This is a genomic window from Caulobacter sp. GW821-FHT12D05 (genome assembly GCF_058807295.1).
Genome location: NZ_JBXAQO010000001.1, coordinates 1,511,495 through 1,528,851, shown reverse-complemented (window position 1 = coordinate 1,528,851; position 17,357 = coordinate 1,511,495). Strand labels below are relative to the sequence as shown.

18 protein-coding genes and 1 pseudogene are annotated in these 17,357 nt (G+C 66.9%); 16 read left to right on the top strand and 3 right to left on the bottom strand.

The window, feature by feature from the left end:
* Positions 1-57: 57 nt before the first annotated feature.
* The 3 genes and pseudogenes from AC1RRR_RS06755 to AC1RRR_RS06745 all read left to right on the top strand — a co-directional run bounded on the left by AC1RRR_RS06755 (position 58) and on the right by AC1RRR_RS06745 (position 3,033).
* A complete protein-coding gene (locus AC1RRR_RS06755; RefSeq protein WP_492811559.1) occupies positions 58-1,092 on the top strand; it encodes an SMP-30/gluconolactonase/LRE family protein in 1,035 nt (344 codons plus the stop codon).
* Positions 999-2,197 (top strand): annotated as a pseudogene (locus AC1RRR_RS06750) (Gfo/Idh/MocA family protein). Before AC1RRR_RS06755 ends, AC1RRR_RS06750 begins: the two are co-directional and overlap by 94 nt.
* The gene (locus AC1RRR_RS06745; protein ID WP_492811558.1) at positions 2,194-3,033 is read left to right on the top strand and encodes an alpha/beta hydrolase; all 840 of its coding nucleotides are present in this window, start codon (positions 2,194-2,196) and stop codon (positions 3,031-3,033) included. The pseudogene AC1RRR_RS06750 and the gene AC1RRR_RS06745 overlap by 4 nt, the downstream one beginning before the upstream one ends.
* On the opposite strand, the gene AC1RRR_RS06740 is transcribed toward AC1RRR_RS06745, so the two are convergent.
* Both AC1RRR_RS06740 and AC1RRR_RS06735 read right to left on the bottom strand, forming a co-directional pair.
* Positions 3,034-3,711 (bottom strand): uracil-DNA glycosylase, encoded by a 678-nt coding sequence (locus AC1RRR_RS06740; RefSeq protein ID WP_492811557.1) that lies wholly within the window; start codon positions 3,709-3,711, stop codon positions 3,034-3,036.
* Between the two features lies 1 nt (position 3,712).
* Positions 3,713-4,309, bottom strand: a complete 597-nt coding sequence (locus AC1RRR_RS06735) for a LabA-like NYN domain-containing protein (RefSeq protein WP_492811556.1) — start codon at positions 4,307-4,309, stop codon at positions 3,713-3,715.
* A 48-nt stretch (positions 4,310-4,357) separates the two neighbouring features.
* Between AC1RRR_RS06735 and folK the strand changes: the two genes are divergently transcribed.
* From folK to AC1RRR_RS06710, 5 genes are all read left to right on the top strand, one after another.
* Positions 4,358-4,846: a 2-amino-4-hydroxy-6-hydroxymethyldihydropteridine diphosphokinase gene (gene folK / locus AC1RRR_RS06730; protein WP_492811786.1), complete on the top strand. Its 489-nt coding sequence runs from the start codon at positions 4,358-4,360 to the stop codon at positions 4,844-4,846.
* A gap of 83 nt (positions 4,847-4,929) precedes the next feature.
* Positions 4,930-6,975, top strand: a complete 2,046-nt coding sequence (locus AC1RRR_RS06725) for a M13 family metallopeptidase (RefSeq protein ID WP_492811554.1) — start codon at positions 4,930-4,932, stop codon at positions 6,973-6,975.
* 134 nt (positions 6,976-7,109) lie between these two features.
* Entirely contained in the window at positions 7,110-7,469 is a 360-nt protein-coding gene (rpoZ, locus tag AC1RRR_RS06720; RefSeq protein ID WP_047413437.1) for a DNA-directed RNA polymerase subunit omega, read from the top strand.
* Between the two features lie 95 nt (positions 7,470-7,564).
* Positions 7,565-9,778, top strand: coding sequence for a RelA/SpoT family protein (locus tag AC1RRR_RS06715; RefSeq protein ID WP_492811552.1), 2,214 nt, complete (start codon positions 7,565-7,567; stop codon positions 9,776-9,778).
* Between the two features lie 72 nt (positions 9,779-9,850).
* Positions 9,851-10,960 carry an alpha/beta hydrolase gene (locus tag AC1RRR_RS06710; RefSeq protein WP_492811551.1) on the top strand — a complete coding sequence of 370 codons (1,110 nt, stop codon included), beginning with the start codon at positions 9,851-9,853 and terminating at the stop codon, positions 10,958-10,960.
* Here AC1RRR_RS06710 and AC1RRR_RS06705 read toward each other — a convergent pair.
* Complete coding sequence (locus AC1RRR_RS06705) at positions 10,957-11,367, bottom strand: NUDIX domain-containing protein (protein ID WP_492811550.1); 411 nt, start codon at positions 11,365-11,367, stop codon at positions 10,957-10,959. The genes AC1RRR_RS06710 and AC1RRR_RS06705 overlap by 4 nt on opposite strands.
* Positions 11,368-11,448: 81 nt before the next feature.
* On the opposite strand from AC1RRR_RS06705, the gene pyrE reads away from it, so the two are divergent.
* The 8 genes from pyrE (at position 11,449) to AC1RRR_RS06665 (ending at position 17,324) form a co-directional block, all read left to right on the top strand.
* Positions 11,449-12,033: an orotate phosphoribosyltransferase gene (gene pyrE / locus AC1RRR_RS06700; protein WP_492811549.1), complete on the top strand. Its 585-nt coding sequence runs from the start codon at positions 11,449-11,451 to the stop codon at positions 12,031-12,033.
* Between the two features lie 3 nt (positions 12,034-12,036).
* Positions 12,037-12,792, top strand: coding sequence for a pyridoxine 5'-phosphate synthase (locus AC1RRR_RS06695; protein ID WP_492811547.1), 756 nt, complete (start codon positions 12,037-12,039; stop codon positions 12,790-12,792).
* Entirely contained in the window at positions 12,789-13,190 is a 402-nt protein-coding gene (gene acpS, locus AC1RRR_RS06690; RefSeq protein WP_492811546.1) for a holo-ACP synthase, read from the top strand. Before AC1RRR_RS06695 ends, acpS begins: the two co-directional genes overlap by 4 nt.
* Positions 13,191-13,310: 120 nt before the next feature.
* Positions 13,311-14,156: a signal peptidase I gene (gene lepB / locus AC1RRR_RS06685; protein WP_492811545.1), complete on the top strand. Its 846-nt coding sequence runs from the start codon at positions 13,311-13,313 to the stop codon at positions 14,154-14,156.
* Between the two features lie 9 nt (positions 14,157-14,165).
* Positions 14,166-14,861 carry a ribonuclease III gene (gene rnc, locus AC1RRR_RS06680; RefSeq protein WP_492811544.1) on the top strand — a complete coding sequence of 232 codons (696 nt, stop codon included), beginning with the start codon at positions 14,166-14,168 and terminating at the stop codon, positions 14,859-14,861.
* 63 nt (positions 14,862-14,924) lie between these two features.
* Complete coding sequence (locus AC1RRR_RS06675; RefSeq protein ID WP_492811542.1) at positions 14,925-15,263, top strand: hypothetical protein; 339 nt, start codon at positions 14,925-14,927, stop codon at positions 15,261-15,263.
* A gap of 872 nt (positions 15,264-16,135) precedes the next feature.
* On the top strand, positions 16,136-16,339 hold the full coding sequence (locus tag AC1RRR_RS06670) for a hypothetical protein (protein ID WP_492811540.1): 204 nt from the start codon (positions 16,136-16,138) through the stop codon (positions 16,337-16,339).
* A gap of 88 nt (positions 16,340-16,427) precedes the next feature.
* Entirely contained in the window at positions 16,428-17,324 is an 897-nt protein-coding gene (locus AC1RRR_RS06665) for a LysR family transcriptional regulator (RefSeq protein ID WP_492811539.1), read from the top strand.
* The last annotated feature ends 33 nt before the right edge of the window (positions 17,325-17,357 follow it).

Here is a 17,357-nt window from a genome sequence, read left to right as displayed (position 1 = left end):
GCAGCGACAACGCTGTCTCCGCATAAAGGTCAGACCAATCAAGAAGCGGAACTCATCATGACAACCCGCCGCGCCGTGCTGGGCGCTGGAGCCGCCCTGTTGGCCTCGAGCCAGGCCTTCGCCGTTCCGACGGCCTATCCCAAGATTGGCCGCATCCGCCGCCTCTCGCCGGAGCTGGACGCGATCCTCGACGCCAATGCGCCCATCGAGCAGATCGCCGACGGCATCACCTGGGCCGAGGGCCCGACCTGGGTGTGGGAAGGCAAGTACCTGCTGTTCTCGGACGTGCCCGGCAACGTCATGCACCGCTGGGACGCCAAGAGCGGCAAGACCGATTTCCTGCGGCCCTCGGGCTATGACGGCCCGCCGACCAAGATCTTCCGCGAGGCCGGCACGAACGGCGCGATCATCAGCCTGGCCGGCGAGCTGCTGGCCGCCGACTGCGGCAATCGCGGCATCGCCAAGATCGACCTGGCGACCAAGAAGAAGACGATCCTGGCCGGGACCTACAAGGGCAAGAAGTTCAACAGCCCCAACGACCTGGTAGAGGTCCGCGACGGGCCGCTGAAGGGCTCGCTGTACTTCACCGATCCGCCCTATGGCCTGGAAGGCGGCGACGCCTCGCCGGCCAAGGAGCTGCCGTTCAACGGCGTCTACCTGTTGCGACCCAATGGCGAGGTGGCGCTGGTCGACGACAAGCTGACCTTCCCGAACGGCGTGGGCCTGTCGCCGGACGGCAAGCGCCTGTATGTCGCGATCTCGGACCCCAAGCGGCCGGTGATCATGGCCTATGACCTGGGCGCGGACGGCCTGCCGACCTCGTCCAAGGTGTTCTTCGACGCGACCGAGCTGAAGGCGGCCGGCGGTCCCGGTCTGCCCGACGGCATGAAGGTCGACGCCAAGGGGCGGCTGTTCGCCAGCGGGCCGGGCGGCATCCTGATCCTGACGCCGGAGGCCAAGCTGCTGGGCGTCATCGAGACGGGTGGGCCGGCCGCCAACTGCACGTTCGGCGAGGACGGCAAGACGCTGTTCATCACCTCCAACCACGTCGTGGCGAAGGTGCGCACCAAGACCTCCGGACTAGCCTGGTAAGGGGAGAAGCATCATGGACGAGATCAGCAAGCGGACATTCCTGGCGGCTGGTCTCGCCGCCGCTCTGCCTCTGGGCGCGAAAGCCGCCGAGCCCGGGCGCAAGCTGGGCTACGCGATCCTAGGGCTGGGCTACTACGCCACCAGGATCATCATGCCGCGCTTCGCCGAGTGCGAGCACTCCAAGCTGGTGGCCTTGGTCAGCGGCACGCCCGAGAAGCTGAAGACCTTCGGCGAGCAGTATGGCGTCCCGGAAAGCCACCGCTACAGCTACGAGACCTTCGACAAGATCATCGACAATCCCGACGTCGATATCGTCTACGTCATCACGCCCAACAGCCTGCACCGCACCTTCACCGAGCGGGCGGCCAAGGCCGGCAAGCACGTGATGTGCGAGAAGCCGATGGCCAATACGGTCGCCGACTGCGAGGCGATGATCGCCGCCTGCAAGAAGGCCGGCCGCAAGCTGATGATCGGCTATCGCAGCCGTTTCCAGGCCCACAACATCGAGGCCATCAAGCTGATCCGCGACGGGGCGCTGGGCCCGGTGCGCACCGTGGTGGCCGACCACGGCTTCACCATCGGCGATCCCAAGCAGTGGCGGCTAAACAAGGCCCTGGCCGGCGGCGGCAGCCTGATGGACATCGGCATCTACAGTCTGAACGCCGCTCGCTATCTGACCGGCGAGGAGCCCATTGCGGTCAACGCCGTGGAGTCCACCGACCACAACGATATCCGCTTCAAGGAGGTGGAAGACATCATCAGCTTCCAGCTGAAGTTCCCCTCGGGCGCGACGGCCAACTGCTATTCGGCTTACAGCGCCAACTTCAATCGTTATCGGGTGACGGGGCCCAAGGGCTTCGTCGATTGCGAGCCGGCGACCAGCTATGAGGGCCAGTCGATGCGCGCCCGATTCAGCGGCCAGAACGGCCCGCGCGAGCCGGCCCCGCAGCCCAAGAACCAGTTCTCGGCCCAGCTGGACCACCTGTCCGAATGCATCCTTCAGAACCGTGACCCGATCGTGTCGGGCGAGGAGGGGCTGAAGGACCTGCGGGTGATCGAGGCCATCTACCGCGCCGCCCGCGAAGGTCGGACGGTGAAGCTGTGAGGGCTCTGGTCCTGGCCTTGGCGCTGCTGGCGCCCGGCCTGGCTCATGCCCAGCAGCAGATCCCGCTGTGGCCCAACGGCGCGCCGGGCTTCGAGAGCCGCAAGGACATGCCCGAGATCCCCGGCGACTACTGGCTCAGGAGCATCAACAACCCGTCGGTCACCGTCTATCTGCCGCCCAAGGAGATCGCCACCGGCGCGGCCCTGGTCGTGCTGCCGGGCGGTGGTCACAGGATCCTGGTGATCCGCTCGGAAGGCACGGACGTCGCCAAGGTCCTGAACCCGGCCGGCGTGGCGGTCTTTATCATCAAGTACCGGCTGTTTCGCGAGGAGGGCTCGCCCTACACGATCGAGCACGCCCGCCAAGACGCGGTTCGGGGCGTGCGGTGGGTGCGCAGCCATGCCGCCGAGTACGGGGTCGACCCCAAGCGCATCGGCCTGATGGGCTTCTCGGCCGGCGGCGAGACCGCCAATCTCGAGGTCTACCAGGGCGCATTGCCGAGCGACCCGAAGGTCGACGCGATCGACCAGGTCAGCGCGCGGCCGGATTTCCAGGTGCTGGTCTATCCCGGCCCGCTGGGCGTGCCCGACAAGGTCCCGGCCGATACGCCGCCCGCCTTCATGGTCGCGGCCAATGACGACGAGTGCTGCTCGGCGCCGCTGGTCGACCTGCTGCCCAAGTTCCGCGCCGCCAAGGTGCCGGTTGAGCTGCACCTGTTCCAGGCCGGCGGCCACGCCTTCAACATGGGCCTGCGCAAGGAGCAGGCCTCGTTCAAGCATTGGCCGAACCTGCTGGTCGACTGGTTGAACGACAACGGCTGGATGAAGCCCCGCTAGTTAGGGGTTCTCGTCCAGATAAGCCTTCACCCGCTCGAACAGCGCTTCGAACATCGGCGTCGTCAGGCGGCCGGTGTTCGTGTTGAGCCGCGAGCAGTGATAGCTGTTGAAGATGCGATAGGGGCCGGCCTGGAACTCCGAACCGTGGCCGGGGATGCCCGCCGAGGCCTTCAGGCCCAGGGTCTTGAGGACGTTGCGCCGCGAGACGTCGCCCAGGGTGACGATCACCTTCAGGTTCGGGAACATGTCCAGCCGCGCCTTCAGGAACGGCCGGCAGTTATTCTCTTCCGAGGTCTCGGGCTTGTTGCCGGGCGGGGCGCAGCGGACGGCGTTGGTCACGGCCGCGCCGACCAGCTTCAGGCTGTCATCGGGCCGCGCCTCGAACTTGCCGGTGGCGAAGCCGTACTTGATCAGGGTCTCGTAGAGCAGGGTCCCGGCATAGTCGCCGGTGAACGGCCGGCCGGTGCGGTTGGCGCCCTTGCGACCGGGGGCCAGGCCGGCGACCAGCAGGCGGGCGTCCTTGTCGCCGAACGAGGGGGCGGGGCCGTTGAACCAGTCCGGATAGAGCTCCTGGTTCTCGCGGCGATAGGCCACCAGGCGCGGGCACAGCGGGCAGTCACGCGGCGGCTCGGCGGGGTTGGGAACGACTTCGCCGACGATGTTGGAATGCTGGCTCATCTCAGTACTCGTCGTCGGCTTCGCGTTCGGCCGGGGTGCGGGTGTCGGACGTCGGGCGCGGCTGGATCCGCTGCGGGCGGCCGATGATGTTTCCCAGGTCGTTGAGGTCCACGAAGTTGTCGGCCTGGCGGCGCAGGTCGTCGCTGGTCATCGGCGGCTGGCTCTTCATGGTCGAGACCACGGTGACCCGGCGGCCCTTGCGCTGAACGGCCTCGACCAGGGCGCGGAAATCGCCGTCGCCGGAGAACAGGACGAGGTGGTCGGCCGTTTCAGCCATCTGCAGCATGTCGACGGCGATCTCGATGTCCATGTCGCCGCGCCAGCGCTTGCGGCCCTGGCTGTCGGTGAATTCGCGGGCCGGCTTGGTCACCAGGGTGAAGCCGTTGTAGTCCAGCCAGTCGACCAGCGGGCGGATCGGCGAATAGTCGTCGTTCTCGGCGATCGCGGTATAGTAGTAGGCTCGGATCAGGACGCCGCGCTTTTTGAACTCGTCGAGCAGCTTGCGGTAGTCGATGTCGAAGCCCAGGGCCTTGGCGGCGGAGTAGAGATTGGCCCCGTCGATGAACAGGGCCAGTCGGTCGGTAGGATAGAAGGTCACGGTAATCCCTTGAAAAATCAGGTCTCTAGAAATGACTTGGACGAGGCCGTGATCGTGGCGCTCGGGTGCAATCTGCCGGGAGCCTATACGAGTCGCGAGGCCTTGTTGGAAGCCGCCCTGGAGGCCTTGCCGGGCGAGGGGCTGGCGCTGGTGGCGCGCTCGACCTGGTGGGCGTCGGCGGCCTGGCCCGATCCCGCCGGGCCGGAATACCGCAACGGCGTGGCGGTGGTCCGCACCGAACTCGATCCGTTCGAGACCCTGGCGGCCCTGCATCGGATCGAAGAGAGCTTCGGCCGGGCGAGGGGAGAGGCTAACGCTCCCCGCACCCTGGATCTCGACCTGATTGCCCATGGCCGCACGGTGCTGGAAGACGACGTCTGGGTGCCGCATCCCAGGGCCCACGAGCGCCTGTTTGTGATGGGGCCGCTGGCGGAGCTGGCCTCGGCCTGGATCCATCCGGTCAACGGCGAGCCGGCCTTCCGCTTGGCCGCGAATGCCACGGTGGGGCGCGACGCGCGCTCCATTGCCAAAGTTTAATCCCCGATCGGATCGAGCGGCGCCCATAGTCCGGCCAGATTTCCGCGCCAAGCGTCGCGGACGCTCATAGGACTGGCTCACCGATGAACCTGACCCGCTCGCTGCTCGCCTGCGCCGCCGCCTGCGCGCTGCTGACCGCCGCTCCCGCCGCCTTCGCTCAAGCCAAAAGCGGCGTCGACCTGACCTCGATCGACAAGACGATCAAGCCGGGCGACGACTTCTGGACCTACGCCAACAACGAATGGATCAAGGCCCACCCGATCCCGGCCGACCGCAGCCGCTACGGCATCGGCGCGGTGATGACCGAGGAGGCCAGCAAGCGCACGGTCGACCTGATCCAGGAAGCGGCCAAGGGCGGCAAGGGCGACGGCCAGAAGGTCGGCGACTACTATGCCAGCTTCATGGACGAGGCCGGCATCGAGGCGAAAGGCCTGGCGCCGGCGAAGGCCGATCTCGACCGCATCGCCGCCATCAAGGACAAGAAGCAGCTGGCGACGGTGCTGGGCGGCAATGTCCGCGCCGATGTCGACGCCCTGAACGCCACCGACTTCTACACCGACAACGTCCTGGGCCTGTGGGTCTCGCCGTCGTTCGACGACACCAGCAAGTACGCGCCGTTCCTGTTGCAGGGCGGCTTGGGCATGCCCGATCGTGAGTACTACCTCTCGGACAAGGCTTCGATGGTCGAGGCGCGGGCCAACTATCTGGCCCATCTCGAGAAGATCCTGACCCTGGGCGGCGTCGTCGACGCGGCCGGCAAGGCCAAGGCGATCATGGGCCTGGAGACCCAGCTGGCCCGGGCCTCGGCGACCCGCGCCGACAGCGCCGACGTCCAGAAGGCTAATAACAGCTGGACCCCGGCCGACTTCGCCAAGAATGCGCCGGGCCTGGACTGGAGCGCGTTCTTCGCCGCCGCCAAGCTGTCGGGCCAGCCGCGCTTCATCGTCTGGCATCCGACGATGGTCGTCGGTCTCGGGCAGGCCGTGGCCGATGTGCCGCTGGAGACCTGGAAGGCCTATCTGACCTTCCACCTGCTGAACCACAACAGCTACTACCTGCCCAAGGCGTTCGTGGACGAGCGCTTCGCCTTCTACGGCGCGGCGCTGCAAGGCACGCCGGCCATATCGCCGCGCTGGAAGCGGGCGGTGAACGCGACCAACGGTGCGCTCGGCGACGCGGTCGGCAAGCTCTATGCCGACAAGTATTTCTCGGCGGAGTCCAAGGCGGCCGTGACCGCCATGGTCGACAACATGAAGGTCGCCTTCGAAAAGCGCATCGACGGCCTGGACTGGATGGACCCGACCACCAAGGCCGAGGCCCGCAAGAAGGTCGCCGTGCTGAAGGTCGGCGTCGGTTATCCCGACACCTGGCGTGACTATTCCGGCTATTCGGTCGTGCGCGGCGACGCGTTCGGCAACCAGAAGCGCTCGGAAGCCTTCGACTACGCCACGGCCCTGGCCAAGCTGGGCAAGCCCGTCGATCGCGGCGAGTGGGTGATGACCCCGCAGACGGTCAACGCCGTGAACCTGCCGATGCTGAACGGCCTGAACTTCCCGGCCGCTATCCTGGCCCCGCCGAACTTCGACCTGAACAACGACCCGGCCGCCAACTATGGCGCGACCGGCGCCACGATCGGCCACGAGATCAGCCATAGCTTCGACGACCAGGGCGCGCAGTTCGACAGCCAAGGCCGCCTGCGCAACTGGTGGACGCCGACCGACCTGGATCATTTCCAGAAAGCCGGCGCGGCCCTGGCCGACCAGTTCGACACCTACAAGCCGTTCCCGGACCTGGCGGTGAACGGCAAGCTGACCCTCAGCGAGAACATCGCCGACGTTGCCGGCCTTGGCGCGGCGCTGGACGCCTACCACGCCTCGCTGGGCGGCAAGCCCGCGCCGGTGATCGACGGCCTGACCGGCGACCAGCGCTTCTTCCTGGCCTATGCCCAGAGCTGGCTGGGCTATTCGCGCCCGGCGGCCCTGCGCCAGCAGATCATCACCGACGGTCACGCGCCGGACCAGTATCGCGCCTTCACCGTGCGCAATCTGGACGACTGGTACGCGGCCTTCGGCGTGAAGCCGGGGGATTCCATGTATCTGCCGCCCGAGAAGCGTGTGAAGGTCTGGTAGACCCAACGGGGTAGACATTGACTCGCGAAGGGGGCATAAGCGCCCCCTCGCGAAAGCTAGAACATCGTGCGCGGCGTTGCGTGTCGCCGCACGGAAGCCTATTTTGCGATAGCTAACCGCAGCCCGAGGAACTCATGGCCCGCGTCACCGTCGAAGATTGCGTCGAAAAAGTTCCGAACCGCTTCTCGCTCGTCCTGCTGTCGGCGCATCGCGCTCGCGGCATTTCGGCCGGCGCGGCCCTGATGGTCGACCGCGACAACGACAAGAACCCGGTCGTCGCCCTGCGCGAGATCGCCGACGACGTGATCGATCACGAGGCCCTGAAGGAACACCTCATCAGCACGCTGCAACGCGTCGATGAGCACACCGAGGCCGAGGAAGAAGCCGAAACCCTGGCCCTGCTGGCTGATCCGAGCCACATGCAGATGAGCGAACTGGAACTGGTCCGCGCTCTGCAGAGCGACCGCGACGGCGGTCAGGAGGAGCGGTACTGAGCCCCGAAGGCGCAGACCCTCTGACCCTGGAAGCGGTCGAACCGACCGCTTCACCCCAACGCGCGCCCGATGCAGAATCGGGCGCGTCGTCGTCTGTGGCTCCTGCCACGCCGACTGAAGCGCCGAAGCCTCGGCCGAAATTCCTTCGCCAATACGAACTGATCGAGCGGGTCCATGCCTACGACCCGACGGCCGACGAGGCGCTGCTGAACCGCGCCTATGTCTACGCCATGCGCATGCACGGCTCGCAGACCCGAGCCAGCGGCGACCCGTACTACGCCCATCCGATCGAGGTGGCGGGCATCCTCACCGAGTACCGTCTCGACACCGCGACCATCGTCACGGCGCTGCTGCACGACGTGATCGAGGACACCCCGGTCACCAAGGACGAGATCGCCAAGCTGTTCGGCGACGAGATCGGCGAGCTGGTCGAGGGCGTCACCAAGCTCTCCAAGCTCGAGCTGCAGGCCGAGCACATGCGCCAGGCCGAGAACCTGCGCAAATTCATCCTGGCCATCTCCAAGGACGTCCGCGTCCTGCTGGTGAAGCTGGCCGACCGTCTGCACAACATGCGGACGCTGCACTTCATCAAGAACCAGGCGAAGCGCGAACGGATCGCCCGCGAAACCCGCGACATCTACGCGCCGCTGGCCCGCAACATCGGCTGCCACAAGATCTGCGTGGAGCTGGAGGAGCTGTCCTTCCAGCATACCAACCCGGTGGCCCGCGACGCCATCATCCGCCGCCTGGATACTCTGCGTGAAGAGCAGGGCGGGGCGGTGACCCTGGTCAGCCAGGAGATCGGCGCACGCCTGGAATCGGCCGGTCTGCCGGCTCGCGTCTTCGGCCGCGAGAAGTCGCCTTATTCGATCTGGCGCAAGCTGCAGCGCAAATCGATCGGCTTCTCGCAGATGGCCGACATCTATGCGTTCCGCGTGATCGTCGACAGCGAGGAAGACTGCTACCGCGCCCTGGGCGTCGTGCACCGGGCCTGGTCCAGCGTGCCCGACCGCTTCAAGGACTACATCTCGACGCCGAAGCGGAACAACTACCGCTCGCTGCACACCACGGTCGTCGGACCGCGCGGCATGCGCATCGAGATGCAGATCCGCACCGAGAGCATGGACCGTGTCAACGAAGAGGGCGTCGCCGCCCACTTCCGCTACAAGGACGCCTCATACGGCCTCGACCTGGAAGGCATGGAAGCCGCCGGCGGCCGCGATCCGCTGGCCAACCTGCGCCAGCTGGTCCAGGTGCTGGAGCACGGCGGGGACTCTGAAGAACTGGTCGAGCACGCCAAGCTCGAGATGTTCCTGGACCAGGTCTTCGTCTTCACCCCCAAGGGCAAGCTGGTCAGCCTGCCCCGGGGCGCGATGCCGCTGGACTTCGCCTATGCCGTCCACACCAGCGTCGGCGACACCTGCATCGGCGTGAAGATCAATGGCGAGCTCAAGCCGCTACGCACCCCGCTGGTCAATGGCGACGTGGTCGAGGTGGTGCGCGGCTCCAAGCCCGTGGTGCCGCCGGACTGGCGCTCGCTGACGGTCACGGGCCGGGCCCGCTCGGCCATCCGCCGCCACATCCGCCAGACCGAGAAGGAAGAGTTCCTGCGCCTGGGCCGGGCTTCCCTGGAACAGGTCTTCGAGCGCGCCAGCAAGAAGCTGAAGGACGTGTCGCTGCGGCCGATCCTGGAACGCTTCGCCCTGGAGAGCGACGAGGCGCTGTTCGACGCCGTCGGGCGCGGCCGGGTCTCGCCCAGCCAGGTGCTTGAGACGGCCTATCCGGGCATGAAGGACTCCGATCGCGAGGCCGCCACGGCGCGCCGCAAGATCGAGGGCGGCCAGGACGCGACGCTGTACGTGCGTGGCGGCGGCCTGACGCCGGGCGTCTCGCTGCACTTCGCCCATTGCTGCAGCCCGGTGCCGGGCGACCGCATCGTCGGCATCCTGCGCGAGGACGGCGAGGGCCTGGACGTCCACACGATCGACTGCCCGCGTCTGGCCGAGTTCGAGGACCACGAAGAGCTGTGGCGCGACCTGAACTGGACGCCCGAGGCCGAGCGCTCGACCATCTCGCTGACCCGCCTGCACGCCACGATCCAGAACGCGCCCGGCGTGCTGGGCCTGGTCTGCACGATCATCGGCGAGGCCGGCGGCAACATCGTCAATCTGCGCATGCACCACCGGCAGAGCGACTTCTTCGACACCGACATCGACGTCGAGGTCCGCGACGCCAAGCACCTGACCAACATCCAGGCCGCCCTGCGGGCCTGTCCGTCGGTCGAGACCGTGGACCGGACGCGGGGTTAAGCCCCAAGCTGCGCGGTTGATGAATTCTCGTTAAAGGCGCATCGTCCTTCTCCTGCAAGTCAGGGGGCGGCCATGGAAGAAGTGCGCGTCTACTTTGCGACCAATCGCAACTATCAGCCCGAGAACAGCCACCTGGTGTTCGGGGGCGGCATCAATCTGGACGGCGTAGCCGCCTTGCGGTTCGGCCATGTCGACTTTGGCAAGGGCGTCGAAAAGCTGCTGGGCGGCGCCAAGGTCGAGGTCTACGAGGACGTCGTGGTCGACCCGAATAAGCCGCCTCCCGCCGAGCCGGATCTGGAGCGTGGCGGCGGACGGCTCCTGGAAGGGGTCCGCAAGGCGATGTGCGAGGGGCGCGACACCCTGGTCTTCATCCACGGCTTCAATGTCAGTTTCAACGACGCCATGGAGGCCGGCGCGCGTCTGGCCCGACAGCTGACGGTCACGCCGTTGGACGACCATGGCCAGCCCGAGGGCGGGCCTCGCCTCCTGAACGTGGTCGTGTTCACCTGGCCGTCGGATGGCCAGAAGGTGCCGTGGATGTCGTACTACAGCGACCGCGATGACGCCCTTGCGTCGGGAGCGTCGCTGGCGCGGGCCTATTTCAAGCTGCGCGATTTCCTGACCTGGCTGCAGAAGAAAGACGCCCGGCGTCCGGAAGGAACACCGTCGATCCTCTGTGACCGTGACATCCACCTGATGACTCACAGCATGGGCGCCTATGTGCTGCGCCACGGCGTCCAGGCCCTGCTGTCCAAGGAACGCGAAGGGATCAAGCGGATCTTCGGTCAGATCCTGCTGGCCTCGCCCGACGAGGATGACGACACCTTCGAGCACGACGACAAGCTCAAGCCGCTTCCCGGTCTGGCCAAGCGGGTCACGGTCTACTTCAATCCGAAGGACAAGGCCCTGTGGGTCTCCGACAAGACCAAGACCAACCCCGACCGGCTCGGTACGGATGGACCGCGCTTGATTGATCTGCTGCCCAAGAAGGTGGCGCTGGTCGATTGCCGCCGGGTGGCCGATATCTCTGACCGGCAAGTCCAGCACAGCTACTACACCGACAATCCGGCGGTGGTCAGCGACATCGATCGGACCTTGGCCGGCGCGGATATTGACGACTTCCCGCGCCGCAAATGGGTGCTTGAGCGCCGGGTCTGGCGGATCGAGGTGGCGATCGCCTAGCGCGCCGCCTTGAGGGCCGCCACGGCGTCCAGGCTGCCGGCGGTCATCGGCGAGGGCAGGGCGTCCAGGGCGAACCAGCCCCATTCGTGGATGGCGTGGGCTTCCTGGATGACCGGCTCGCCCTCGAAGCTTTCGACCGCATAGGTGATCGCCACCCAGTGGTAGTCCGGCGCGACCATATCGGTGACGGCCAGGACGCGGCCGGCCTTGATGGTGACGCCCAGCTCTTCGTTGATCTCGCGTTCGGCGCACGAGCGAGCAGCCTCGCCCCAGTCCAGCTTGCCGCCGGGCACGCCCCAGTGGTCGGCCTCGGGGTTCTTGACCCGCTTGACCAGCAGCAGCCGGCCCTGATCGTCGAGGATGGCCGCGCCGCAGCCGACGCGAGGGCGTTGAGGTTCTTCGGTCATGGGCGCGGTTGAGCCCGAAAGCGTCCCGTAAGGCAAGGCGGTGTTTGAAGACTCAGCCTCCTGCTTCTATATCCGTGGCTCATGACCAACGACGACGTCCTCGACGAATTCCGCGCCGCCGGCGCTCTCCGTGAAGGCCACTTCGTGCTGTCTTCCGGCCTGCACAGCCCGGTGTTCCTGCAAAAGAACCTGGTGTTCATGCGCCCCGAGCGCTGCGAGCGCCTGTGCAAGGCCCTGGCCGAGAAGATCATCGCCACGGTGGGCCAGCCCGACGTCGCCGTCTCGCCGGCCGTCGGCGGCATCATCCCCGGCTACGAGACCGCCCGTCACCTGAATGTCGCCTCGATCTATGTCGAGCGCGAGGGCGGCGGCTTCAAGTTCCGTCGCGGCTTCCACCTGGAGCCCGGCCAGAAGGTCGTGATGGTCGAGGACATCGTCACCACCGGCCTGTCGTCGCGCGAATGCATCCAGGCGATCGTGGACGCCGGCGGCGACGTCGTCGCGGCCGCCTGCATCGTCGATCGCTCGGGCGGCAAGGTCGATGTCGGCGTGCCGCTGATCTCGCTGTGCAGCCTGGAAGTGCCGGCCTATCCCGCCGACGCCCTGCCGCCTGAACTGGCCGCGATCCCGATCGAGGATCCCGGCAGCCGCCGTCTGAAGGGCTGAGCCATGCTGCGTCTGGGCGTCAACATCGACCACGTGGCGACGATCCGGAACGCGCGCGGCTCTTCCTATCCCGAGCCGGTCCGGGCCGCCGAGTTGGCCCTGGCCGCCGGGGCCGACGGCATCACGGCGCACCTTCGAGAAGACCGCCGGCACATCAGCGACGCCGACATCGCCGTCCTGACCGACCTGTGCCACAAACGCGGCAAGCCGCTGAACTTCGAGATGGCGGTCACCGACGAGATGATCGGCATCGCGCTGGGCGCCAAGCCGCACGCCGCCTGCCTGGTCCCTGAACGCCGGGAAGAAGTGACCACCGAGGGCGGCCTCGACGTGGTCAAGGGCCAGAACCGCATCACCGACGCCACGAGCCGCCTGCGCACCGTCGGGGCGCGGGTCTCGCTGTTCATCGAGGCCGACCCCGACCAGATCCGCGCCTCGGCCGCCGCCGGCGCCCAGGTCGTCGAGCTGCACACCGGCGCCTATTGCGACGCGGCCCGTGAAGGTCACCTCGAGCGCGCCGAGGCCATCCTCGAGCGCCTCAAGAAGGGCGCTGCCCTGGCCGCCAGCCTTGGCCTGGAGGTCCACGCCGGCCACGGCATCGACTACGCGACGGTGAAGCCCATCGCGGCCATCCCCGAAGTCGCCGAGCTGAACATCGGCCACTTCCTGATCGGCGAGGCGATCTTTGTGGGTCTGCCGCAGGCGATTCAACGGATGCGGGTCCTGATGGACGCCGCCCGAGCGGAGCTGGCGGCGTGATCATCGGGATCGGCTCGGACCTGTGCGACATCCGCCGGATCGAGAAGTCCCTCGAGCGCTTCGGCGACCGGTTCACCAACAAGGTCTTCACCGAGATCGAGCGCAAGCGGTCCGAGCGCAAGCCCGACCGCGCCTCCAGCTACGCCAAGCGGTTCGCGGCCAAGGAAGCCTGCTCCAAGGCCCTGGGCACGGGCCTGAAGCGCGGCGTGCATCTGGCCGGCATGGGCGTCGTGAACCTGCCGTCCGGCAAGCCGACCATGGCCCTGACGGGCGGCGCGCTGGAGCAGTTGAAGTCGATGACCCCGCCGGGCATGGAGGCGGTGATCCACCTGTCCCTGACCGACGATCACCCCTACGCCCAGGCCTTCGTGATCATCGAAGCGCTGCCTAAGGCGTAGGTCGCCCCAACACCGCCTCAAAGCCAAGCTAACGCGCCGCACTTGCCCGGCGGGCTCAGCCCGTCTAGCAAAGCCAAACGGGTTCGCCCGGAAATCATCTTCGAAGAGCTCAGCGCCCGCATGACCGACGCCGCCGACGACCTCACGCCGCCCGAAGAAAAGGGCGTCGTCGCTGAGCTCATCGAGATCATCAAGACCGTCGCTTACGCCCTGGGTATCGCCCTGGTGCTGCGGGTCCTGCTGTTCCAGCCCTTCACGATCCCGTCGGCCTCGATGGAGCCCAACCTCTATCAGGGCGACTACATCATCGTGTCCAAGTTCAGCTACGGCTGGAGCAAGCACTCGATCCCGTTCAGCCCGCCGATCATCAAGGGCCGGATCCTGGGTCATGCGCCCAAGCGCGGCGACATCATCGTCTTCAAGCTGCCGCGCGATAACCGCACCGACTACATCAAGCGCCTGATCGGCATGCCGGGCGACAAGGTCCAGATCCGCGGCGGTCAGGTCTACATCAACGGCAAGGCCCTGCCGCGCAAGGAGCAGGCTCCGGCCCTGGTCGACACCGGCTACGGCTTCACCCAGCAGGTCCAGCGCTTCGCCGAGACCAATCCGGAAGGCCGCGTCTACAACACCCAGGACTTCGGTCCCGACAGCCGCGGCGACAACACCGGCATCTATACGGTCCCGACCGGCTGCTACTTCTTCATGGGCGACAACCGCGACAACTCGGCCGACAGCCGCTTCGATCCGGGCGTCTCGCCGTACAAGGAAGCCGCCTGCAAGTGGGACTATGAGCTGGACCAGTATATCGGCGACGAGGTCGGCGTCGGCTTCGTTCCGGAAGAGAACCTGGTCGGCCGCGCCCAGATCATCCTGCTGTCGTGGAGCGCCGAGGCCAGCCTGTTCAAGCCGTGGACGTGGTTCCTGAACGCCCGTCCCAGCCGCTTCTTCCACGTGCTGAAGTGATCTCGCAAAATGGATAGACGGGTCGCCGCCGTCGGCGACCTGGAGCGCCGGATCGGCCATCAATTCCAAGATCGCGAACTGCTCGAACGCGCCCTGACGCACGCCAGCGTCGGGGACGGGGCCAAGAAGGTCCGCGACAACGAGGTGCTGGAGTTCATCGGCGACCGCGTCCTGGGCCTGCTGGCCGCCGAGGCCCTGGCCCAGCGGTTCCCCAAGGCCAAGGAAGGCGAGCTGGCCCCGCGCCTGAACGCCATCGTCAGCCGCGAGACCTGCGCCCGCGTGGCCCGCAAGGCCGAGCTGGGCGCGTCCCTGCGTCTGTCGGCCTCGTCCAGCAAGATCGGCGGTCGCGAGACCGACTCGATCCTGGCCGGCGCCACCGAGGCCCTGATGGCCGCCCTCTATCAGGATGGCGGCCTGGACGCCGCCCGCAAGGTCTTCCTGGACCTGTGGAGCGAGGAGTTCGACCGGGCCGGCGAGGGGCGTCCGCGCGATCCCAAGACCGCCCTGCAGGAGTGGGCCCAGGGCAAGGGCCGGCCGCTGCCGACCTACCGCGTCCTGGACCGCACCGGGCCCGACCACGCCCCGGTCTTCACCGTGGAAGCGACGGTCGCCGGCGTCGACCCGGCCATCGCCAAGGGCAAGTCTCGCCAGGAAGCCGAGAAGGCCGCCGCCAAGGCGCTGCTGGAGCGGGAAGGGGCGGGCTAGGTTTCCAAGCGGAACCAAGGCCTTATCCATGCGCTGCTCTTCGGGGTTTTCCAGGAGCTGTTCATGAGCCTTTTGATACGAACGACCACGGGTCTGATGTTGATCGCCACGTTGGGCGGCTGTTCCATGGGCGGCCGGATGAGCGCCGGCGGCCCCAGCAGCGACGAACGGATGTGGGCCACCACCTTCGCGTCCTGCCGCGAGCAGGTCCGGGCCGGCAAGACCGACAACTTCAAGATCTCGTCCGCCTCGCCGGCGGCGCAGGCCACGCCCAGCGGCGACACCGGCCTGCGCCTCAAGCCGCCGTACGACCGCCACAAGGGCAAGCAGCGCCACGCCCGCAACGCCGCCACCGAGGCCGCGACCGAGCGGTGCATGGCCGCTAACGGCTACCAGCCCTGACAGGGCCGCGCGGTCGCCGCTTCACGCGGCGACCGCTGAAGTTCGTGAAAGGGACCGCGGAGCGCCGGGCGTCGCCCGGAAGGGGGATGAGTTGAATACCGTTTCGACGAAGTCCGAACGCTCCGCGTGATCCGTTATCCGGTGAGCCTGCGAGACGCGGGGTCTTAACCCGCTCCCGACCTTTGGCCCCCGACGGGCGGAGGGATTGGCCATCCCATCCGGACCGCATGGGCGATTTCAGCCCGTGCCTGCCGCGTTTTCCGAACCCTCGCCGCCAGAGCTTCGTCCCGATGTTTCAGGGAGCCTGCTGCTGGATCCGCCGCGAAGGGACTTCCCGAAAGAAGCCCGGCGAACGCTTCCCGCTCGATCACCCCTGACGGCCGCCCAAGTCGCCGGCCGGACGTCCCTTTCGCGCCGTCAGGTGAGGATGAGTATGGGGGCGGTTCCACGCGCGGATCATTCAAGGCCGCGTAAAATCGACAACACATTGAATTCTTTGGCTTCGATCTCGCGAACGCCGAGCGTTGAGCCGCGCCAATCCCCGTCGACTCCGCCTTCGAGTTGCTCCGGACCGGAATGCGTCCGGGAGTGTATGTAAAAGCAATCGCTCTATACTTATAACGTATAACTACTTGGTATTTTACAATTTAATACATTCTTTACCTGGAAATCCCAGATTTCCACAGAAACCAAAATGGGTTTCTCGGAATTGAGTTTGCGAAGAGACCTGAACTCTACATAGGATTTATTCCGACACCGCAAGGTGTCTCCCATCCATTGACGACTTTCTTGTTCGCGGTCCGGTGGCCTACGGGGGGCGACGACGGCGTGAGCCAGGAGCTTTTTGATCGTCCTGCGAAGAGACATGCCCCGTGCCAAGTATTGTGCGTTCGAGTGATCTGAAGCCGGAAAACAAGACGCTGGTGGTTGTCACGACCATCCTGCAGTTGTCGGCCATCATTCTGGTCTGGCTTCTGGCGATCGTCCCCGCGGCTTTGCTAGCGCTGGCGGCGATCGTGGGAAAGACGGTCGCCGGAGCTCTCCGGGACTCTCGCAAGCACCCACCGACGTCATAAGCTGCGCCTAGAAGGTGCGCGCTTCAATTTCCAGACGGACACCGATGCCCGACTTCAAGCCCCGCGCGACCCGGATCTGAGCGCCCGCATGGAACTTCGCCATATCCGTTATTTCCTGGCCGTCGCCGAGGAGCAGAACTTCACGAGGGCCGCGGCGCGGATCGGCATCGGCCAGCCGCCGCTGAGCCAGCAGATTCGCGACCTGGAGACCGAGATCGGTTTCGCCCTGTTTCGCCGCCGGCCGCACGGCGCGACCCTGACCGAAGCCGGCGAGGCCTTCCTGCCCGAGGCGCGCAAGATCCTGGCCCAGGCCGAGCGGGCGGTGCGCGCGGCCCGGCGGGCGGGCGGCGGCGAGGACGGCGCCCTGCGGGTGGGCTTCACCTCGTCGGCCAACTTCCATCCGATCGTCACCGAGGCCTTCACCGTCTTCCACTGGAAGCACCCCGACGCCAGCCTGGTGGTGGAGGAGGGCAATACCGCGCGCCTGGTCGAGCGGCTGCGCAGCGGCGAGCTGGATGCGGCCTTCGTGCGCCCGGCCAATGTCGATGACGGCGCCGACCTGCGCCTGATCCCGCTGGGCGAAGAGCCGCTGATCGTGGCCCTGCCGGTGGGCCACGCCCTGACCGCGCGGGCCAGCGTGCCGCTGTCGGCCCTGCGCGCCGAACCGTTCGTGATCTTCTCGCGGGGCATCGGCCAGACCTTCCTGAACCTGATCGCCGAGGCCTGCCGGCGGGAAGGCTTCGAGCCGACGATCGCCCAGGAGGCCCCGCAGATCGCCGTGATGGTCAATCTGGTCGCCGCGGGACTGGGCGTGGCGCTGGTTCCGGCCTCGATCGCCCAGCTGGCGGTGAAGGGCGTGGTCTACCGACCGATCGATGGCGAGCCGCCCCGCGTCAGCCTGGCCCTGGCCGCCCGCGCCGGTGACATCCCGGCCAGCGCCCGCAACTTCCTGGCCCTGATCCCCAGCGCCGAAAGCGGGGCCTGACGCGGCCTCGCTACCGCCGAACCGTCATCGGTG